This is a genomic window from Vibrio mediterranei (assembly GCF_013364395.1).
Lineage (GTDB): Bacteria > Pseudomonadota > Gammaproteobacteria > Enterobacterales > Vibrionaceae > Vibrio > Vibrio mediterranei.
The window spans coordinates 2,812,357-2,833,426 of record NZ_JABXGK010000001.1 but is presented as its reverse complement, the minus strand read 5'-3'; the positions used below and the strand labels follow the sequence as shown (position 1 = coordinate 2,833,426).

The window sequence follows — 21,070 nt, the reverse complement described above, 5'->3', positions numbered from 1 at the left end:
AAATATCGATTAAAATTTTTCTATAACTTTTACCACTAATTTTTAATCGAAGGCTCTTTTACATGTCGAACAAACTCGCAAACCCTGCGCCACTTGGTCTAATGGGTTTTGGTATGACTACCATTCTGCTTAACATCCACAATGCAGGTTTCTTTCCGATTGATTCAATGATTCTTGCTATGGGTATTTTTTATGGCGGTCTTAGCCAAGTGTTTGTTGGCATGATGTGCTTTAAGCGTGGTGACACTTTTGGCACTACGGCATTCACGTCGTACGGCTTATTCTGGTTAACGCTAGTGGGTATTATCGTAATGCCTTACATGGGCCTTCCTGCTAGCCCAGCGAAATTTATGGGTTGGTATTTACTGCTATGGGGTGTGTTCACTGGCTTCATGTTCATTGGTTCACTTTGCTACCCAGTGGCTAAGCAAGTGGTCTTTGGTTCTCTGACTATCCTATTTTTCTTGTTGGCAGCGCGTGATTTCTTCGGCAGCGAATTGATTGGCACTATTGCCGGCTTTGAAGGTATCTTCTGCGGTGCGAGCGCGATTTACTTCGCAATGGCTCAAGTACTTAACAACGAATATGGTCGCACTATTCTCCCTATCGGTGAGAAAAAAGCGCCAGCAATGAACACTCAAGAAGTGGCAGCATAATTTAAGTTTCATTCATTCGGGAACAGTGAATGATAAAAGGGGTAGCTAAGCTACCCCTTTTTTTATGCGATGAGCATGTTTCATGTCATCCCTACACAGGCAGATACCTACCCAAAGTGAACATCAATTCTTAATTAAGATGTCTGTGTCTGAGTGGATGCGGAGCCCGCCTCTTGAGGCGCGTCAGGCTTTTTACCTGTTTTACGCTCGTAGCGACCTTCCCAGTAGTCTGCACCTTTAATACCAAGTGCGACAGGGTTGAATGTGTACTCTTCTACACCTTGCTCCTGCTGTTTCTCATAATCTTTGAGTGCAATGACTGCTGGTTTGGCAATAAAGAAGATGATCAAAATGCCCACGATGTTTAACCATGCCATCAGACCAACACCTACATCACCCATAGCCCAAGCAAGGTTAGCCGCTTTCACTGTCCCATAAAACACAGATGTAATTAGCACGAGTTTCAAGATGAACATCAATCCGTTGATTTTGAAAGTACGGCGAATGTAAGCGATATTTGTCTCTGCAATGTAGTAGTACGCCAGAATGGTCGTAAATGCGAAGAAGAATAGTGCAAATGCGATAAATAGCTTACCAACACCAGGCATTGTGCTTTCGATAGCTAGCTGAGTAAACGCAGGACCATTGGCTCCAACGGTTTCGGCAAGGTTTTGTACCAAGAACGTACTCTCTGGACCATGAACGTTGTACGCACCTGTGATAAGAATCATAAATGCTGTCGCAGAACACACTAGAAGCGTATCAATATAGATAGAGAAAGATTGCACTAAACCTTGCTGTGCTGGGTGATCAACGTTTGCTGCTGCAGCTGCATGTGGACCAGTACCTTGGCCTGCTTCGTTAGAGTAGACTCCACGTTTTACACCCCAGCCAATTGCCGCGCCGAAGCCTGCCATTGGGGTAAATGCATCGCCAATAATCATACTAACAATCCCCGGTACTTCACCGATGTTAAGCAGAATAATCACGAACGCGATGATGATGTACGCTAGAGCCATAAATGGCACAACGATTTGTGTGAAGTTTGCGATTCGTTTTACGCCACCAAAAATGATGAACGCAAGAATGACGGAAATAACTGCACCAGTGAAAATTTTAGCAAAACTGATGGTACCGATAGCAGTGTCAATCATAGCGCCTGTGCCGAATGCGGTTTCTACTGCATTACCAATGCTGTTCGATTGAACACCAGGTAGAAGAACACCACAAGCGAAAATAGTCGCAATAGCAAAGATCCATGCGTACCATTTTTGTCCCATCGCTTTTTCTATGTAATAAGCTGGGCCGCCACGAAATTGCCCTTCATCTTCTTCTTTATAGATTTGAGCGAGCGTGGATTCGATATAGGCTGTTGCTGCGCCAAAAAACGCAACCATCCACATCCAGAAAACTGCGCCTGGACCACCAAAACCAATAGCCGCAGCGACACCGGCAATATTACCCGTACCAACGCGACCAGAAAGTGAAACCGCTAAAGCTTGAAATGAGGAGATCCCTTTTTCTGAGCTTTTACCGGAAAGTAATAGACGCCACATTTCGAAGAAATGACGCACCTGTACAAAACGAGTGAGCACTGAATAAAAAAGGCCAGCACCAAGACACAAGTAAATTAGAGCGGGACTCCAGATTATCCCGTTTAAAAAATCAACCAAAGACTGCATAGTTCTTCCCTGTAAAGCTGGGGTAGCTTTTGAAGCTCAGCGACTGATGTTCTGATTGTTCAAAAGCTATTGTTGATACCCACCGTTTCCCAATCGTCCTTGCTTGCACGAAAAGCATGAGAAAGCTGAGCGCGAAGTGTTTGAATTTATAAAACACTTCGCGCATCCTACCTAAGTTTGTTGCAAATGTTAAGGTTGGATGTAAATATTGTGTTAACACGTGATGACAGGCACAAAATTTTAAATGCGGGTTGTTTGTGTGATATTTGTTTGTTATTTGCTTTCTTTAAAGAGATAAAAAAAGCCGACCTAAATGGTCGGCTTTAGATTAGGCGACATCTAAGCCTTGTTGCCAAAAGGCAATTTCCATGCGAGTTGCCGTTTTAAACACATGTATGATCTCTTGTGCTCTCTGGCTTTGTAGGTCAATGTCTTTTAGTAGCGCGTCTAATCGTTTGATACTGGTGTGCACACCTGACTGGAATTCTTCGCTGCCATACAGTTCTATCCAACTACGATAGGGGTTATCTTCTAGCATGGTATCGGCGCTTTTGAGTAAGTTGTCACCGATAACGGCATAGCCGATGGCACAAGGTGCTAATGCAGCATAAAGATCAACTAATTCGCCCGTCATTCCTGCATCTAGAACATAACGTGTGTACGCCACGGTACCAAAATCTTCGACTTCCGCTTCCATATCTGCTTCTGTGATTCCCCACTGCTGGCAATAAGTGACATGGTGGCCAATCTCAGAATTTAATAATGCCTCAACACTTGGTACCGCTTCGCGCATTTGAGCAAGTGTTTTGGCTTTGTAGATGGCTAGTGCATAGGCTCGAGCGTACTGCTTTAAGAATAGAAAATCCTGCTTTAAATAGTGTAAATACGCCTGCTGAGCGAGAGTCCCCCCGGCTAATTGCTTGACGAAATCATGTTCGGTGTAAGCCAACCACTCTTGTTGGCAAGCGTTAATTAAGTCTTGATGGTTCATGGTCACTCCTAAAGTACAGGTACGATGGTCTCTGCTTTTGGCTTAGCACTGATAATTTTGTGTTGATACATGAATTCGGTGAACGCGTCATATTTGGTCGCATCAACCGCAGATGGTCTAAGCGCAAATCGAGTCAATGTGTCACGCCACGCTCTTTTATTGAGTTCGTTGTTTAACGTGTCTGGTGCGTAGGCAACAAACTCATTCCAAGAAGCTGTTGGGTGATTCACTATGTAAGTGGTGGCCTTTTCAATCGCACGGTTGAATTTTACGATGGCATCTTTGTCATAACTGTTGGCATTGGCAACAAACACTAGTTCCTCATAAGTTGGAACACCGTGTTCTTCTGGGAAAAAGGCTTTTGGTTTATAACCTTCAAGTTCTAGCTGGTTGGTTTCAAAGTTTCTCAAACCACCCCAAATCGCGTCTACTTTTCCTGAAGCAAGGGAAGAGGAGAGAGCCCAACCAACATTAATGATCTGTACTTCGTCAAATGCCACTCCCTCGGTACTGAGCATGGTACCTATGGTCGCTTCTTCGTTACCTGCGATAGCAATACCAATTTTCTTACCTTTTAGGTCTGCTAGTGTGTTTATCTTGCCATTGTCCAATACCATCATGGTATTAAGCGGCGTTGCGATCAGAGTTGCGCTGCGGATCAGTGGAAGTCCGGCAGCTACGTCGATAGTAAGGCTAGTTTGATACGAAACCGCAAGGTCGACTTTCCCCGCAGCAACCAGTTTGGCTGGTGTGCTTGGGTCGGCTGGTTCTTGAATATCAACATCAAGCCCTTGCTCCTTGAAGTAACCTTTCTCTTGAGCAATGACGATAGGGCCATGATTTGGGTTAACAAACCAGTCGAGCATTAGCGTGAGTTTTTTTTCTGCAGCGTGAGCTGGCATGATGCTGGCTGTAGTTAGCAGCAGAGCCGCAGCGAGTTTGAGCATGGATTTCATGGTTTTTCCTTTTGATTGTTATTTATTTTCCCAAGGGATTAGGCGCTTGAGCCCCCAATCGGTAAAAAAGTAAAGCGCGACTGAGACGCTGGCTAATATAAACAGCGCCGCAAACATTTCATCAATTAACATGCGAGCATTGGCTTGCAACATGAGATACCCCAAACCCTCACTTGAACCAACCCATTCGCCAGCGACAGCACCGATAGGAGCAACTACGACGGCGACTCGTATACCAGAGGCAAGGACAGGTAGCGAGGCTGGTAAACGTATGTGCCATAGTTGTCGGAAGCGGCTAGCCCCCATAGTCTGTGACAAATCCAAATAGCCCACAGGCGTATTACGTAGTCCGTCATAGCAACAAGTGGTAACGGGAAAGAAGATAATCAGTGCTGCCATGACCACTTTGGAAGCAATACCGTAGCCCAGCCACAGCATCAGAATTGGAGCGAGAGCGAACACTGGGATAGCCTGGCTGGTTATTAAAATCGGCAGGAGCCAACGTTTGACGGGCTGAAACAACAGCATCTGCAGTGCAAAGAACAGTCCCATTGATAAGCCAAGTAGGAGCCCGAGCAGGATCTCTTGTGTCGTAACCCAAGTGTGTTTAAGAAGTACATCTTGACGCTCGACCAGCTTAACGAGTACGGCCTCGGGTGCTGGTAAGATAAAACTGGGGAGCTTAAACAGCACCACGATAGCTTTCCAAAGCCCTAAGATAATCAGGAAGCTAACCAGTAGTCGCAATAGTGTGCTTATCCCTTGTTTTTTCTGAGCAGCCGCCTGTCGACGGCTTTGTTCAGCGACTTGTGTTAAGACTGTCACGAGTGTCCCCCTAAATGTTCTAGGATGGATTGTTGGATGGTTGCGAATTCGCCATCTATATCTCTAGGAATAGCCGATTGTGGAGGGACGACTTTATTGAGCTGAGCGGGTTTCCCGTTCATGACCAATATTTGCTCGCCGAGCCTCAAGGCTTCTTGAGGATCGTGGGTGATCAATAACACTGTTTTATCACACAACAACTGAGCGGCAAGATTTTGCAATTTATGTCTAGTGACGGCATCAAGCGCAGAAAATGGCTCGTCCATCAACACTATCGATTTGTCTTGCATTAAAGTTCGAGCTAAGGCAACGCGCTGTTTTTGTCCGCCAGATAGTTCGTTGGGCAGAACATTCGCTTTGCTATCGAGTCCAACCTGTTCCAATAACGCCATGGCTTTGGCTTTCGTATTGGCTTCGACACGCTGACCATTTAAACGTGTAGCTAAACACACATTATCAACAACGGTTAACCAAGGCATAAGTAAGTCTTGCTGCGCCATGTAGGCTACGTTGCTCGACAGCTGAGTAAGGCTAGGAACTACAGTTTTGGCGGTAAAGGTGACTTTTTCCGTTAGTAGCCCAGCGATATAGCGCAGCAATGTCGACTTCCCGCAGCCACTAGGTCCTAACAAAGCGGTCCAGCTTCCCGCTTCAAACTGTACGCTCAAGTCTGAGAATATCGGTTGAGCGTCACCTAAATAGGTGAGCGTGGCGTTTTCAATACGAATATCGTTCATCGGTTCAGCGCGTAAAAGTGGTGAACAGGACCGTGCCCCTTACCGATGTCGAGCTCATCGGCGTGGGCAATCGCTTGAGTAATGTAGCTTTTACCGTTGGAGACCGCTTGATGTAAGGAATTATTTTGAGCCAAGTAAGACGCGATGGCAGAGCTTAATGTGCAACCTGTACCATGAGTATTCTTGGTATTGATACGCGTTGTTTCAAAGATAGACACATCATTTTGAGTAATCAGTAAGTCATTACTGCTGGAGTCTGACTCAAGGTGACCACCTTTAAGCAAAATCGCTGACGTACTGAGTTCGCGTAACTGGTCAATCAACGCTTCCATGTCATTTTGGGATTGCGGAACTTGGGTGCCAAGTAGGGCTGCACCTTCAGGTAAATTAGGTGTGATCACTGTCGCTAAAGGTAGTAATTCCGTTTTTAACGCATCAATAGCGGAAGGTTCTAATAGCAGGTCGCCACTGGTAGCGACCATGACAGGGTCTAGAACCACATGCTTTGGCTGATATTGACGAATCTTTTCAGCCACAGCGCGAATAATATTGGCGTCAGCAAGCATACCGATCTTTACCGCCACTACATCTAAGTCGCTGAATACCGCGTCTAATTGCGCCTGAACAAATTGAGGATCGATGCCGAGAATACCAGATACACCTTGCGTGTTTTGGGCGGTCAATGCAGTAATGACTGAGCACGCATAAGAACCCGTTGCTGAGATGGCTTTTATGTCAGCCTGAATTCCAGCGCCACCGCCAGAATCGGAGCCAGCGATCGTCAATACAATAGGAGTTTTAGAGGTTGATGATGTCATATCATGTTCCTTTTCAGGGTAGGAACACAAAATAGGCAGGGCAAAGATCCACTGCGGACGCAGAGTCTTAGTGCGGTGTCTATCAGTTCCCTACGCCAGTGCTAACTGAATCAGGTTCAACGGGTCTCACCACTTTGGTGATCTCAGCGAAAACGCTCCCCGACTAATGAGAAAGGACATTGTTATACAAGCGCTGGTTTTTTTCCAGAATTAAAACGTGAGCTCATCGACTTAAACGGAAAATACCTCCGAGTGCGCTTATTCTCTTGGTGAATGGGTTTGGTGTTTTTTAAGGAAGGAGGTGCCATCACAAGAATAAAATTCTGGGCACAAAGTAAAAATGTGAATGAAAATTCTTGTTACATATTGAGTATTTTTGAGTGGTGACTCGAAGTGAGTTTATTTTTTGAACACAAAATAAACCCCAAGTTCTATTAATTGTTCTCGATGTTCACACTTTTATAACAGGTGTGAGCAGCGTCATTAGACCTTTCAGGGAAAGAGAACAAATAATGAAAAATCTATTATTAGGGGTATCGGCGGTTGCTTTGGCGGTAAGCCAAAGTGTCAATGCCGCGCCAGCAAAACCCTCAATTGACGTCTGGGGCTCGAATAATCTGCAGTTTTCGAAAATCCAATTGGCTATGGAGACCACCTCTGGCTACGACCAGATGGTTCAATACAACGATCTAGCAGAGATCAAAATCACATTTAATCAGTGGAGTGGTACCACTGGAGATACTTATAACATCTACTTCGATGGTAACAAGGTGGCGACAGGGCCAATAACTGGTAGCCAAACAACCGCTACGTTTGGTTATGGTCAGGGTGGTTTGTATCAAATGCAAGTGGAAGCGTGTGATGCAACGGGATGTAGCAAAAGTGCGCCAATGGAGCTGGTGGTTGCTGATACTGATGGCTCTCATCTAGCCCCTTTGACAATGAATATTGACCCCAACAACAAGTCTTATAATACCGACCCTAATATGGTCGTCGGCACCTACTTTGTGGAATGGGGAATTTATGGGCGTGACTACACAGTAGACAACATTCCGGCAGACAACCTAACCCATATTATCTATGGTTTTATCCCGATTTGTGGTCCTAATGAATCGGTGAAATCTGTGGGGGGCAACAGCTTTAATGCCCTGCAGACCGCCTGTAAGGGCATGCAAGACTTTGAAGTAGTTATTCACGACCCTTGGGCTGCGTACCAGAAAAGCTTCACTCAAGCTGGTCATGACTACAACACGCCAATTAAAGGCAACTATGCCATGTTAATGGCACTAAAGCAGCGTAATCCCGATCTTAAAATTCTCCCTTCCATTGGTGGTTGGACTCTTTCAGACCCATTTTACAGTTTTACCGATAAAGCCAATCGAGACATATTCGTCGCGTCTGTGAAACGCTTTCTCAATACGTGGAAGTTCTATGATGGCGTGGATATCGATTGGGAGTATCCGGGTGGGGATGGTGCTGCACCAGATTTAGGTGACCCAGTAAATGATGGTCCGGCTTACATCGATTTGATGAGCGAACTGCGAGCTATGTTGGATGAGCTTGAAGCAGAAACAGGCAGAGAGTACGAACTGACTTCTGCGATAGGCGTTGGTCATGACAAGATTGAAGACGTGGATTATGGCAAAGCGATTCCATATATGGATTACATCTTTGCCATGACATATGACTTCTATGGCGGCTGGAATAATGTTCCTGGACACCAAGCCGCGTTGTATTGTGGCAACTTTATGCGTCCTGGGCAATGTGATGGAACGGGTGTTGATGCCGAAGGGATTCCATACAAAGGGCCTGCCTATACTGCGGACAACGGTATTCAGTTATTGTTAGCTCAAGGTGTACCTGCGAACAAGTTGGTATTGGGTGCCGCCATGTATGGCCGAGGTTGGACTGGGGTAACACCTGATACTTTAACTGACCCCACAGACCCTATGACTGGCGTTGCGACCGGCAAACTGAAGGGTTCAACAGCTCAAGGAGTATGGGAAGATGGTGTTATTGATTACAAAGGCATAAAAGCATATATGCTTGGTCCAGACAACACTGGAGTCAACGGTTTTGAGTACGGTTATGATGCGATGGCTGAAGCAGCCTATGTCTGGAATCAAACAACTGGCGATTTGATTACTTTCGACGATGACCGTTCAGTGAAAGCGAAAGGTGCTTATGTTCAAAGCCTTGGACTTGCAGGCTTATTTTCATGGGAGATTGATGCTGACAATGGTGACATTCTTAATGCAATGCATGAGAGTTTAGCTGGCGGAACACCAAGCAATCGTGCACCCTTTGCCAGTGCTGGTGCAGACCAATCAGTTCAAGGCCCTGCAACAGTAATATTAGATGCTAGTGCATCACGTGATAGTGATGGCTCTATCGTAAGCTATAGCTGGGTGCAAACTGGTGGTGACGCGGTAGTTCTTGTTGGATCCGATACGGTTCAAGCGAGTTTTGATGCTCAAGAGGTCACTGCGACACAGACTTATCAGTTTACGGTGACGGTAACGGATAATGAAGGTGCAACGGCCACAGACGTGGTAATGATTAATGTCATTCCAAAAGTGACGACTCCAGATAATACTGCGCCGAACGCGGTCATTACTGGACCGACTACTGCTAGCGCTAATGAAGCTGTGGTGTTGGATGCCAGTGCATCAACAGATGCAGAAAACGATATGTTGAGTTTCAGTTGGCAGACACCCAATGGTCTAGATGTATCTGTTCTAGGCAGTTCAGTGAGCTTTTCGGCACCTAGTGTTTCTGCCGATACGAGTTATATCTTCACTGTGACCGTTAGTGATGGCTCACTAAGTACCAGTCAGACTCATACTGTTACGGTGAGTGCCGATGGACCAATTGGTGGTACTTGTGAAGATAATTGGGATGCGGCAGCGGTGTACACTGGTGGTGATCAAGTGATTTACCAAGGCCAGAACTACAAAGCCAAATGGTGGACGCAGGGTGAAGACCCTACGAAAACAGGCGAGTGGGGTGTCTGGGAAAATACCGGTGCATGCCAATAAGAAAGGCAAGAACTCGTTAGCTAAGTGCTAGAACCAAAATCGCCACCTAATATTAGGTGGCGATTTTCATTGAAGCAGGGGCTTAAGCTGACTGCTCTGCCGTTGCTAGGCGATATTGAACCATATCTTCAATCGTCAGCACTGGCATGTTATGAAGCTTACCAAATGCAACGATTTCTGGAGCTTTCGCCATTGTTCCGTCTGGGTTAGTGACTTCACAAAGTACACCAAATGGTGATAGGCCAGCCATTTGCATCAGGTCAATGGTTCCTTCAGTGTGACCACGACGAGTTAGTACTCCACCTTGCTTCGCACGTAGCGGGAAAACGTGCCCTGGACGAGCAAGATCTTCTGGTCGAGCACCAGTTTGACATGCTGTCTTGATAGTTGTGACACGATCAGCGGCAGAAACGCCAGTTGTCACTCCCACTTTTGCTTCGATAGAGACGGTAAATGCAGTTTGGTTAGCGCTGTTGTTGTTCTCAACCATAGGCGGTAAGTCAAGTTGCTTGGCTTGTTCATCAGTAATACACAGGCAAACAATACCACTGCACTCACGAATCATAAGCGCCATTTGCTGGTTAGTTAAGTGATCAACGGAATAGATGATATCGCCTTCGTTTTCACGATCTTCGTCATCGAGTAGCAATACACCGCGACCTTCTCGAAGGGCCTGTAATGCGATTTCAACGCGCTCTAGTGGGTTGCCAAATTCAGATAGCAATGAAGTTTGGTTCTGATTCATGGTAATACTCCTAAATAAAAATACCAGAATCAGGGCATAGGTATGGGGACCCTGTATGAAAATACACAGATCCAAAAGATAGATGAACGACACCCGCATCGCCGTAAAGCAAGGAGGTATCATTCTATATTTACAACGTGCGCAACAATACGCACAGCAAACTCTAGTGAGTACTCACTACAGTATCTGTAAATATCATTATCCTCTCCCATCCGGACTTTAACCGTCGGCTCTGGATTCTCACCAGATCTGCTGACCTTAACTCCATAAAGTTAAGCGCTCGCGGGCTTATCAAACATTGATTTACCGCCGGTGGGGAATTTCGCCCCGCCCTGAGAATAAAAGTTAATGTCTTAACGACTTGTAAATGGTAGCGATTTTTTTACAGCTTGAAAAGCAGCAAGGGTCGCATTAATTACAATTACGACTCCAAATATCACCGCTTGTTCTACACTGAACCTTTTCGGTAGCCAAATAGCTACCTTCGTCACTCTATTGAGTTGATGAGTGTGATAAACATGCAGCCTTGCCAAAATTAGGCGGCAGATATGTGTGCCCGATTTAAAAAGAGAACAAAATGCAATTAACGCTAGAAACAGAACGACTTATTTTACGTGACTTTCAACTGGGTGATATCGAGGCATGGCTCACCATAACGTCTCATCCCAAGTATCAAACCTTCTATCCAAAAGAAGAGTGCTCGCCGGAGTTTAATGCGCATTTACTGGAAATGTTTGTCGAGCAATCAGAGCAGCTTCCACGCACCAAATTCCAGCTTGTGATTGAAGGAAAAGAGAGCCATGAAGTTATTGGCACTGTTGGCTTTCGCTTAGAAGCTGATAATCAAGCATCGATTGGCTTCGGTTTAGCGGTTGATAGGCAAGGACGAGGCATCGCGGTCGAAGCCATGTCTGCTTTAATTGAGTTTGGTATTGGTCAATTTGCTCCGACAACTATATTTGCTGAAACCAAAGCAGGGAATAAGGCTGCCATTGCCGTTTGCCGCCGTTTAGGGCTCAAACCGTCCATAGCAGAAGCCAGTCCAATCGATGATATGGATATATTACGACTAGAGTTAGCGGTGACAGTTGACTAATTTGTGCGTCGCTTTCTCGTCATAAGTGCGACGATGAGAGCGACAAATAAGCCGGCTGACACCAACCAAACGATCGCTCGGTGTTGATGATAAAACTGCTGGAATAACTGTAGGTGGTCAAAAGCAAAATGAGTGAGTAAACCAAATACAGCAACCCAAATCGTTGTCGCAAGAGCGTTCCCTAATAAGAACTCATTGCGCGGCATTTTTGCTACGCCACACGCCAGTGGCATAAACTGCTTCATTCCTTCAACGAAACGGCTGATGACTAAGCATGCAGGACCATAGCGTTTTATCATCGATTGAAGCTTTTGCATTTTAGGGCCTGATACATAGCCCTTCTTATCCAGCCACCCCTCAAAATAGTAGCCAATCATATAGCCACAAGTATTACCCAAAAAGCAGCTTAACCAGGATATTGACAGGACCAAGCTTAGATTCATAACCTGTTGTGAAGAGAGTATTGAAGCTGCAATCATCAAAGATTGTCCTGGCATGGGAATACCAATACCTTCTAAAAAGATACTGACAATAAGAGCGAAGTAGCCGTACTGCTCAAGTAACGGTTTCATTGCGATCAAAAGGTCGTTGATATGTTGCAAATGCAGTATCCAAATAATGAAGATCTATTGATAGATACTCCTGTTATTCCTGTTCGTCAATCAAAGTCCCGACAAAACCTACACCTCACTGCTGAGCAATCGATTAACAATCTTCTCTTTACTAAACAACTGACAGGTGACATGGTTGACGCACGTTGTATATGAGAAAGGAAGATAAGATGCAGGATAAGTGTCAAGTTGTATTACCCGGAAATCGGGCGATTACACCCGCAGAGATGTTTTCGCAAATGGCGGCCTGGTGTGAGCAAAATGGTGTAAAGCACGACAAATATGGTGAGGGGGAATTGATACAATCCTTTGAGCGCCAAGTTGCAGAACTCCTCGGGTTTGAAGCCGGACTGTTTGTAATTACTGGCACCATGACACAGCCCACTGTGCTGCAAATTGCCTGCGAACAGCGAGGCAGTAACAATGTGGCAATGCATCCTTCCTGTCATATCTATATACATGAAAACCAAGGCTACCAGTTACAAAATCGTTTTAATGCATTGCCCGTTGGCAAACCTTATGAGCCTTGGAATGTGTCATCGCTTTTGCAAATTCCAGACACGCTAGGGGCGGCTGTTTATGAATTACCAATGCGAGAAATTGGTGGGCAGTTACCTAGCTTTGGTGAATTAGAGGCGATTAAAAACCACTGTCAAACCAACAACATTCACTTACACATGGATGGAGCTCGGCTTTGGGAGTGTGCTGCGTACTACCAGAAATCTTATCAAGAGATCGCTAATGGTTTTGATTCAGTTTACGTCTCTCTTTATAAAGGTATCGGAGGCTTAGGTGGCGCGATGCTGCTTGGTGATAAAACCTTCATTGATAAAGCGAGTGTTTGGATGCACAGGCAAGGTGGTAGTGTTTATCAGCGTTCTCCATATATAGTTGCAGCGGCGATGCAATTTGAATCACGCATTCAAGCACTTCCTGCCTTATTTGAGCGCACACTTGAGCTCTACCAAATGTTGGCAGATTACCCCTCTCTCACTCCGAATCCAGAAGCTCCGCAAGCTAATATGCTACATATCCATTTGCCAATTAGTCAGAAGAAAGCCATTGCCCTTCGCGATACCTTAGCGCAGCAGCTCAGTGTTTGGATTGGCAATCCCCAACAAGGGCTACTCGCACAGCAGAGCTATATTGAGTGGTATGTTGGTGACACATTGCTGCAGATGCCAGACGATGAGTTGAAAGGATATCTCGAGCTCATTGAGCAAGGTTGCCAGTAGTACGAGTAAAACCTGCAACCTTTTGACCACCAGTAAGCTTTTGGGCTATAGGTGGTCAAAAGCAAATAACCGACATTAAGAATGAGCAGTTTACTGAAACTGGAAGAGCGATAACTAGCGTAGTTGTCGCTCTTTTTTCTTATATCTCTCGTACAGTTAGCTACTAAGGTTGCGCCTGACTAAATCGTGCATCTGTTTAATGGTCATTAATGCTAGCCATATGATCTCTTCTACCGAGCGTTGACCTGATGTAGAGCTGAGTGCCTTGTCTGCGGTTTTATTACTCAAAGCAGGTAGTTCGTGAACTTGTTGGTCGCGCAGACTAAATATTAAGGCATCCATTGCGCTGTTGATTAAATACTCTACCTGCTTGGAACCTTGATACGAGATGCCAGCTCGCACCAAAGGCAAAAGCAAACAGAGGTAATGATTGAGCAGTCGGTAATGGCTTAGCATATCGTCATAATAATGTGGGTCACTGCGAGTGTGGCGTGGTTCTTGTTGCATCTCACTATATACCAACTCAAGGTCACTCTCGGCAGTAAGCATTGCGGCTCTTTGCTTAGTGAGATCTATGTGGCTTCTTTGAGCCGGCTCCGCTTGCAGTTGAGTGTAGCAATACACAAAAAGGCTTTTTGAGCTGTCTAATGCCTTTAATGCTTGAGAGTGAATTTCTTTACCGCGCCATTGTGGCCATAAAACGCTGTAGCCTAACAACACTATCGCTCCGCCAAGAAGATTATCGATCAAACGTGGTGCTGCAAAGTTAAGCCCTTGATGAGCCATAGCATGGTAAACCAGAATTAATAAAGCGGTGATGCATCCAATAGCAAGCGAATAACGGCGCATGATATTAAGCATAGCGACGGGCAGTAATACAATGATCAATGTGTATATAGCTGCGGGCGGCACTCCAATTTTAATGACAGTTGTTGCAAACAAGACGCCCAAGGCGGTGCCTAAACAGCGCTGCCATGTCTTACTGCGTGTGGCTAAGAAGCTAGGTTGGATCACCATTAACATGGAAATAAGCACCCAATCAGGACGAATCAATTCGAAATACTCAGCAATGCCTGCGCCAAGGGCAAACATTAGCCCCACACGAGCGACGTGTCGCCAAATTGGATTGTCTTTACTTGGCCAGCGCAAGGAAAGCTCGAAGGGCTGTACTTCAAAAGAGCGTTCGTAGGCGGGCTCGTTTAACTCAATGCGATGAGAGATGTGTTTAATCGCATAGGCCCAGTAGCGGAAACGCGGTTGATCTTCAAGCTTTACCGCTTCGATGAGATCGTGAGCCTCTTGCTCGAGTGAACTTAAATGGGCAGCCTTCTCATGAGAGTTGTACAGCAGCTGTCTCGCTTTGTGTTTGAGCCTTTGCTGACAGTGTTGGCTCCATACCAATAGTAGGTCACGTTTCGACTTACTGGATTGGAACTGTGATAACAGATCTGGGTTATTAGTGTGGCTGCTCAGAATAACTTCAAAAGTATCCAGAGCGAGAAATAAGGCCAGTCTAAGATCGTTAACGTCCTCATGTTTTGAGCGAAATGACTCAGATTGAAGGGCTTGTTGAAAAAGCTCAATAAGCTGGTATTTGATAAGACGCTTAGGAGCTTCACTTTCATTCCCTAACAAAAAAGCTTGTCGATATTGAATGTAGTCTGCCAATTTCTCGTAGATCGCCGAAAGGCAAACTCGCAACGCATAATGTTTCCATAAGGCAAACCATAGCCAACTGAAGAGCGCAAAAGTGAGCGGTCCAAGCACTAACATTGGATACAAAAGGGTGCTGGAGTGTGAATGATAAAGCGATAAAGTCACCACGGCGATAAGCAAACTCGACATACCCAGCCGCCCCCAGAATGGTCCATTAACGGCAAAACTTGCCATTACGGCACCAATAGCACCGTAAGTAAGCCACAAGGGTAATTCGCTCAAAAGCAATACGTAGCTAGCAACGAGAGTAAGACTCCACGTCATTGCAGTAATAGCAAACCGAGTCCAACGTCTAGGCCCCGCAGTGTCTAATCCGCTGATCAATGCTGCAGGCATTGTCATCAAAGCGGTCATCGCAATATTAACTTGATGGAATAACACACCTAAGCCAATAAAAATCACAATGGCGCTGGTGGCTCGTAGCCCTAAGTTGATGGATGGTGAGTACCAAACCTTACGTAAAATGGCAGGAGAAATGGTCATAAACCCTCGACACTTATTGTTATCCATTCAGTGTAACTCTAATTGTTACAGTTGTTTCGGTATCAACTACAGATTACTAAATTGTCGAGCTGAGAAGGCTCATTTGACAGAAAAGTGCGTTTGCTTTGTTTAGAGAAGGTCATAAGAAACAAAAAGGGCGATAACTCTAAGAGTTATCGCCCTTTCCAAACGTTTGGTGGAGCTGGCGGGAGTTGAACCCGCGTCCAGAAACCATTCATCATTGGTACTACATGCTTAGTCGATCTTTAATTTCACCACCAACCTGCGAACCGACACGCTAGTTAATGGCTAACCTGAATTATAATTCGCCGTTCATCTCTCAGGTGGGAAAATCCGGGCTAGCGCGTTTGGGTTTGATCTCTCGTTATTCCCCGTCTTACGTGCGGAAGCTAGGGCGAGAGAGCTCTGAGCAGGTTATTAAGCTGCTAGTGCGTAGTTTTCGTCGTTTGCGACTATTTTTTTGCGGCTTTTTACGTGGCCAACCGCCCCACGGCATGCACCTCAGACTGCAAAATTCCTGTCGAATCCTAAATCAGCCCCAAAGTGTTCCTTGCATAGTACCAGAAAAGCTTACGCTGTCTAGCTTTGCAAGTTTAAGTGGTCACTATTAACGCAAATTACTCTTCATAATTCGTGCTTTATCGCGAGCCCAATCTTTTTCTTTAAGATCAGCACGTTTGTCGTGAAGCTTTTTACCTTTCGCAACACCGACTTTGAGCTTCGCCCAAGAGCGAGACCAATAAAGTGCAGTCGCTACTAATGTCATACCATCACGGTTAACCAAACCAATAAGTTTGTCTAGTTCACGACGGTGCATCAGTAGTTTACGAACGCGAGTCGGTTCAGCCACGATGTGTGTAGATGCTTGGTTAAGTGGAATGATAGACATGCCACTGATGTACGCCTGACCATCACGGATATAGACGTAACTTTCTGCGATATTAGCTTTGCCTTGGCGAAGTGATTTTACTTCCCATCCTTGCAGCTCAATTCCAGATTCAATTTCGTCTTCGATGTGATATTCGTGGCGAACTTTTTTGTTCTGAGCGATGGTATTGCTACCCGCTTTTTTCTTTGAATTCTTCTTTACCATAATGGAGTCATTATAAGGTCTGTTTTTGGATTAAGGAAAGGCTTTTATGTGCTTGATTGATAAATTAGCAACAAGGGTGTGTGCTTGATTATGACGAAACGTAAGGTCGAGTAACTTGAGCTAACTCAAGGTAAACAGTAGAATCGGAGGCAGCCTTTTATTTTGAGGAAATTTTATGCAACAAGTGACGCGTTCAGCATTGGTGATGTTTAGTGCTGATCAAATGTTTAACTTGGTCAATGATGTTGACAGTTACCATGAGTTTTTGCCTGGTTGTTCTGGCTCTCGAGTTTTGGAGTTATCGAACTCAGGTATGGTGGCGTCGGTCGATGTATCAAAGGCCGGGATCAGTAAAACCTTTACGACAGCGAATACCTTGGTGCATGGCAGCGAAATTTTCATGGAATTGGTCGATGGTCCATTTAAGATGTTGAAGGGCGTTTGGTCCTTTATTCCTCTTGATGATCAGGCCTGTAAAGTGGAGCTGAAGCTAGAGTTTGAATTTTCGAGCAAAATGATTGAATTGGCGTTTGGTAAGATTTTCCATGATGTGACCAGTAATATGGTCAATGCATTTACCAAGCGTGCCAAAGAGGTGTACACCTATGAGTGCTGATAGTCAGCTTATCCATGTCGAAGTGGTGTATGCACTACCTCACGAGCAGCGCGTGTTTCAACTGGTTGTAAATCACGAGTCAACGGTCGAAGAGATCATTCAAAAGTCAGGCGTTTTAGCGGTTTATCCTGAAATTGATCTTGAAAACAATAAAGTGGGTGTGTTTAGTCGTAATGTTAAGCTGGACGCGACAGTACGAGATAAAGACCGTATTGAAATCTATCGTGCGTTGCTAGCTGACCCGAAAGAAATTCGACGTAAGAGAGCAGAGCAGGCTAAAATGGCTGGTACCGCTGACCCAGTTACTGGTGGAAAACCTGCTGCGCAGAGAAAGTCTGAATCTACATCCAGTTAGTGGTGACGCTTAAAAGACTCAAATAGAAAAGCTCGCTAAAAGCGAGCTTTTTTGATGTCTAATTTAGGCTTTCGTAGAACTGGTCACTGGCTTCATAATCGCCAGAGATACTGGTGAGAGTGCCTGTTGCATCGAAGTTGGCAACCAGATTACGTTGCACTGGATCATCGTGACCTTTCGTTGCATGGTAAATGTAATACCAAGTATTTGGGTAGCCATTTTCAATCAGCATAGGTGAGCCAAGTACGAAACGAACTTGTTCTTTTGTCATGCCGAAACGTAGCTGTTCAACAGCCGTTTGCTCAACAAAGTTACCTTGGTTGATATCGATACGATAAACGATTTTTTCGATCACTGAACATCCTGTCAGCATCGTGAGCGCGAGTGGTAATGCGATCAACCACTTTTTTAATTGCATAGCTTTAATTTACGACTTTGATTTTTGAGACTGCAAAGATAATAAACAAGGATGAAGCAGAAGTAAAAACTTGTCTGTCTTAGATTGTAACTAGAGACGCTATTTTATGAGTTAGCTTACAATCCTTGTTTAAAAAAACAATCCGATGGAACTATCGTGAAGTCCCGCAATCACGCCGCAATTAATAGCTCTTTCGCATTGGCCAGTGTGCTATCGGTAATCTGGCTACCGCCCAGTAACCGCGCTAATTCACTGATGCGTTGTTGTTCGTTTAGCGTCAACATACTGGTCTCTGTTTTGTTGGCTTTGGTAGTTTTCGTAACAAACAGCTGTTGATGGCCATGGCCCGCAACTTGAGGTAAGTGGGTAACGCACAGTACCTGAGTTGATTCTCCGAGCTTACGTAACATTTTGCCTACGACTGCTGCTGTTGGACCACTGATACCCACATCTACTTCGTCAAAGATGAGGCTAGGTGTGTCAACTTTTTGTGCGGTAATGACTTGAATCGCGAGTGAGATTCGAGATAGCTCACCACCAGAGGCTACTTTCGCGATTGGCTGCATTGGTTGACCTGGGTTGGTGGAAACAACGAATACCACGTTATCCATACCTGTTGGTGAAGGATGCTCTTGCTGGAAATCAACGGTAATGGCGAACTTGGCCTTCTCCATGCTCAATTCATGCATGCTTTGTGAGATCAATTTGTTGAGCTCTTTCGCGTAGCGTCCACGAGATTTGCTTAGCTTTTCACATGAGCGGACGTAAGCGTCGAAATGTGCAGAGACTTCTTCCTCCATTGCCGCTAACTTTTCATCGGAGCAGTCCAGTGCTTCAATTTGCCCCAGAAGATCTTGATGATGTTGGTACAGCTCTTCGGGCATCACATGGTGTTTTCGAGCCAGAGACATAATCTTTGAAAAGCGTTCTTCTACATAGGCCATACGTTCAGGGTCAACATCAATCTTATCAAGGTAACTGCGCAGCTCGGTATTGGCCTCCTCTAACTGAATCATGGCTTCTTCAATCATATTAGGTAGGGCAGTCAATTCGGTGTCTAACTCGGCAAGTTGAACCAGTTTACTGCTCACAGTTTGAAGCATACCTAATGCATTGACTTCTTCACCTTCATAGATGATATCAATGGCTTGCTGACAGGTGATTGCCAGCTCTCCGCTATTTGATAGACGTTTATGTTCTTGTTCTAATTCGGGAAACTCTTGTTCGCCAATCGCTAGCTCATTAAGTTCTTTTATTTGGTACTCTAAAAGTTGAAGCTGAGCGAGGTTATTAGCACTGTTTTCTTTTAATTGGGAGAGTGCAATATCGGCACTGCGCCATGCTTGGTATTTATTGCGAACTTGTTGCAATAAATTAGTGTGACCAGCGTATTGATCTAGCAGTGACAATTGGTAATCGCTTTTCATCAACTGGTGATGAGCGTGCTGACCATGGATGTTGATTAGAAGCTGCCCTAGAGATTTTAATTGCGATAACGGAACAGGGCTGCCGTTGATGAAGGCACGCGAACGACCTTCTTTGGTAATGGTGCGTCTTAAAATACATTCAGTGCCATCAAACAAGTCATTATCTTCCAGCCAACGTGTTGCTTGTTGGTTGTTTTCGATAACAAAAGCCGCGGTGACTTCGGTTTTATCTTCACCAGCGCGAACGGCTCCTGCTTCCGCTCTGCCACCTAAGCAAAGTCCTAGTGCATCAATCGCAATCGATTTACCTGCGCCAGTTTCACCGGTGATGGTTGTCATACCTGTACTGAGTTCTAACTGCAGAGATTTTACAATGGCAAAATTATTAACACTTAGATGAGACAGCATTTTTAGTTACCTGTTTAAATGAACATTACTGTATGTAAATTCAGTATATACTGTTTCTTTATACAGTAAAGTTGTACAGGTGTTTTTTTATGTGATTGAACGCACTGTTGTTGAATTTGTCGTCAATGTTAACGCTAGATACGAAAACCCCAGCATTATGTGCTGGGGTTCATCAATATGATTTTTAAAACAATTTGCTTGACCAGCCAAGCTTGTTTCTTAGGACGTGGTAATAGCTATAGTCTTTAGGGTGAATCAGTTTCAGACGATTTGGGCTTTGGTAAATATGAATCTCGTCACCTGGTGAGACGGGTAAGGAGATTTGCCCGTCACAACTGACTTCTTGAGTGCCTCGGTTATCGGGGGAGACAATCAGCTTAATGCGACAGTTTGCATCGACAACCAAAGGGCGACTAGAGAGAGTGTGAGGAAACATCGGCACCAGCGAAATCGCATTTAGGTTTGCGGACAGAATAGGGCCGCCTCCTGAAAGCGAATAGGCTGTTGAACCCGTTGGTGTAGAAACGATTAGCCCATCAGAGCGTTGGCTAAATGCAAAGGTATCATCTATGTATACCTCAAACTCGATCATATGTGCGACTTGTCCTGGGTGAAGGACTGCTTCGTTGAGAGCGGCATTATGACTCTTTATCTGGCCATGACGGTGAATTTCGGCTTCAAGAAGAAATCGTTCTTCTTCACGAAATTCCCCTTGAAGTACGGCTTCAAGAGAGGTTTCAAACCCTTCTGGATTTAAATCGGTCAAAAACCCTAAGCTACCTCTATTGACGCCAATAACTGCAACATCGAAGCGCGAGAGAACTCGTGCTGCTCCGAGCATGTTACCGTCACCTCCAACCACAATGGCGAGATCAGCTTCACGTCCAATACGGACTAGGCTAAAAAAGTGTTGTCGTGGGATATCGACGAGAATGTCGATAAGCCGGTCGTCCACCAATACTTTGTAGCCTTTAGAGGTGAGCCAGTGAAACAGTTCTTTATGGGTCTGAACGGCTTTCTGTGCTCTTGGTTTGCCTATGATGGCGATCACCTCAAAGGGTTTTTTCATATCACTTCCAAACTAATAGTGCTTGAATCACAAATCTTCATCCCCATAATATACCCAAAGTATGTATATATGCA

At 45.0% G+C, this 21,070-nt stretch carries 19 protein-coding genes, 1 other RNA gene, 1 pseudogene and 2 riboswitches; of the genes and pseudogenes, 7 read left to right on the top strand and 14 right to left on the bottom strand.

The genetic code is table 11. The annotated features are described in order from the left end of the window. Positions 1-62: 62 nt before the first annotated feature. Positions 63-656, top strand: a complete 594-nt coding sequence (locus HOP38_RS13180) for an acetate uptake transporter (protein WP_006072549.1) — start codon at positions 63-65, stop codon at positions 654-656. A 134-nt stretch (positions 657-790) separates the two neighbouring features. Here the strand turns inward: HOP38_RS13180 and HOP38_RS13175 are convergent, their stop codons facing one another. The 6 genes and pseudogenes from HOP38_RS13175 to thiD form a co-directional block, all read right to left on the bottom strand. Next, positions 791-2,338 carry an alanine/glycine:cation symporter family protein gene (locus tag HOP38_RS13175; protein WP_198558212.1) on the bottom strand — a complete coding sequence of 516 codons (1,548 nt, stop codon included), beginning with the start codon at positions 2,336-2,338 and terminating at the stop codon, positions 791-793. A 328-nt stretch (positions 2,339-2,666) separates the two neighbouring features. Next, positions 2,667-3,329 (bottom strand): thiaminase II, encoded by a 663-nt coding sequence (gene tenA / locus HOP38_RS13170; protein WP_124940200.1) that lies wholly within the window; start codon positions 3,327-3,329, stop codon positions 2,667-2,669. A gap of 8 nt (positions 3,330-3,337) precedes the next feature. Next, positions 3,338-4,285 (bottom strand): ABC transporter substrate-binding protein, encoded by a 948-nt coding sequence (locus HOP38_RS13165; RefSeq protein WP_198558211.1) that lies wholly within the window; start codon positions 4,283-4,285, stop codon positions 3,338-3,340. Between the two features lie 18 nt (positions 4,286-4,303). Then, positions 4,304-5,032 (bottom strand): annotated as a pseudogene (locus tag HOP38_RS13160) (ABC transporter permease); the annotation flags it as partial. A gap of 74 nt (positions 5,033-5,106) precedes the next feature. Further along, a complete protein-coding gene (locus HOP38_RS13155) occupies positions 5,107-5,847 on the bottom strand; it encodes an ABC transporter ATP-binding protein (protein ID WP_031493799.1) in 741 nt (246 codons plus the stop codon). Next, positions 5,844-6,665: a bifunctional hydroxymethylpyrimidine kinase/phosphomethylpyrimidine kinase gene (gene thiD, locus HOP38_RS13150; RefSeq protein ID WP_198558209.1), complete on the bottom strand. Its 822-nt coding sequence runs from the start codon at positions 6,663-6,665 to the stop codon at positions 5,844-5,846. The genes HOP38_RS13155 and thiD overlap by 4 nt, the downstream gene beginning before the upstream one ends. 70 nt (positions 6,666-6,735) lie before the next feature. Further along, positions 6,736-6,837, bottom strand: a riboswitch (TPP riboswitch). Positions 6,838-7,177: 340 nt separating this feature from the next. Between thiD and HOP38_RS13145 the strand changes: the two genes are divergently transcribed. Beyond that, the gene (locus HOP38_RS13145; protein WP_198558208.1) at positions 7,178-9,703 is read left to right on the top strand and encodes a glycosyl hydrolase family 18 protein; all 2,526 of its coding nucleotides are present in this window, start codon (positions 7,178-7,180) and stop codon (positions 9,701-9,703) included. A gap of 82 nt (positions 9,704-9,785) precedes the next feature. On the opposite strand, the gene ribB is transcribed toward HOP38_RS13145, so the two are convergent. Beyond that, on the bottom strand, positions 9,786-10,448 hold the full coding sequence (gene ribB / locus HOP38_RS13140) for a 3,4-dihydroxy-2-butanone-4-phosphate synthase (protein WP_031495066.1): 663 nt from the start codon (positions 10,446-10,448) through the stop codon (positions 9,786-9,788). Positions 10,449-10,644: 196 nt separating this feature from the next. After that, positions 10,645-10,792, bottom strand: a riboswitch (FMN riboswitch). Positions 10,793-11,025: 233 nt separating this feature from the next. Between ribB and HOP38_RS13135 the strand changes: the two genes are divergently transcribed. After that, positions 11,026-11,544 (top strand): GNAT family N-acetyltransferase, encoded by a 519-nt coding sequence (locus tag HOP38_RS13135; RefSeq protein WP_198558207.1) that lies wholly within the window; start codon positions 11,026-11,028, stop codon positions 11,542-11,544. Here HOP38_RS13135 and HOP38_RS13130 read toward each other — a convergent pair. Next, positions 11,541-12,116 carry a DedA family protein gene (locus HOP38_RS13130; RefSeq protein WP_038167581.1) on the bottom strand — a complete coding sequence of 192 codons (576 nt, stop codon included), beginning with the start codon at positions 12,114-12,116 and terminating at the stop codon, positions 11,541-11,543. The genes HOP38_RS13135 and HOP38_RS13130 overlap by 4 nt on opposite strands. A gap of 21 nt (positions 12,117-12,137) precedes the next feature. Here HOP38_RS13130 and HOP38_RS13125 point away from each other — a divergent pair, with 21 nt between their 5' ends. Then, positions 12,138-12,311, top strand: coding sequence for a hypothetical protein (locus tag HOP38_RS13125; RefSeq protein WP_198558206.1), 174 nt, complete (start codon positions 12,138-12,140; stop codon positions 12,309-12,311). A gap of 14 nt (positions 12,312-12,325) precedes the next feature. Next, positions 12,326-13,390, top strand: coding sequence for a threonine aldolase family protein (locus HOP38_RS13120; RefSeq protein WP_198558205.1), 1,065 nt, complete (start codon positions 12,326-12,328; stop codon positions 13,388-13,390). A 156-nt stretch (positions 13,391-13,546) separates the two neighbouring features. Here HOP38_RS13120 and HOP38_RS13115 read toward each other — a convergent pair whose 3' ends face one another. From HOP38_RS13115 to smpB, 3 genes are all read right to left on the bottom strand, one after another. Further along, positions 13,547-15,589, bottom strand: coding sequence for an FUSC family protein (locus HOP38_RS13115; RefSeq protein ID WP_198558286.1), 2,043 nt, complete (start codon positions 15,587-15,589; stop codon positions 13,547-13,549). 194 nt (positions 15,590-15,783) lie between these two features. Beyond that, positions 15,784-16,150: a transfer-messenger RNA gene (ssrA, locus tag HOP38_RS13110) on the bottom strand. A 67-nt stretch (positions 16,151-16,217) separates the two neighbouring features. After that, the gene (smpB, locus tag HOP38_RS13105) at positions 16,218-16,703 is read right to left on the bottom strand and encodes an SsrA-binding protein SmpB (RefSeq protein ID WP_006072527.1); all 486 of its coding nucleotides are present in this window, start codon (positions 16,701-16,703) and stop codon (positions 16,218-16,220) included. Between the two features lie 175 nt (positions 16,704-16,878). On the opposite strand from smpB, the gene HOP38_RS13100 reads away from it, so the two are divergent. Further along, on the top strand, positions 16,879-17,319 hold the full coding sequence (locus tag HOP38_RS13100) for an SRPBCC family protein (RefSeq protein ID WP_006072526.1): 441 nt from the start codon (positions 16,879-16,881) through the stop codon (positions 17,317-17,319). Further along, on the top strand, positions 17,309-17,674 hold the full coding sequence (locus tag HOP38_RS13095; RefSeq protein ID WP_107307153.1) for an RnfH family protein: 366 nt from the start codon (positions 17,309-17,311) through the stop codon (positions 17,672-17,674). Before HOP38_RS13100 ends, HOP38_RS13095 begins: the two co-directional genes overlap by 11 nt. A 58-nt stretch (positions 17,675-17,732) precedes the next feature. Here the strand turns inward: HOP38_RS13095 and bamE are convergent, their stop codons facing one another. The 3 genes from bamE to nadK all read right to left on the bottom strand — a co-directional run bounded on the left by bamE (position 17,733) and on the right by nadK (position 20,996). Next, entirely contained in the window at positions 17,733-18,092 is a 360-nt protein-coding gene (gene bamE, locus HOP38_RS13090) for an outer membrane protein assembly factor BamE (RefSeq protein ID WP_006072521.1), read from the bottom strand. Positions 18,093-18,262: 170 nt separating this feature from the next. Continuing rightward, positions 18,263-19,927 (bottom strand): DNA repair protein RecN, encoded by a 1,665-nt coding sequence (gene recN, locus HOP38_RS13085; RefSeq protein ID WP_006072519.1) that lies wholly within the window; start codon positions 19,925-19,927, stop codon positions 18,263-18,265. A 184-nt stretch (positions 19,928-20,111) separates the two neighbouring features. Beyond that, complete coding sequence (gene nadK, locus HOP38_RS13080; protein ID WP_006072517.1) at positions 20,112-20,996, bottom strand: NAD(+) kinase; 885 nt, start codon at positions 20,994-20,996, stop codon at positions 20,112-20,114. Between the last annotated feature and the right edge of the window lie 74 nt (positions 20,997-21,070).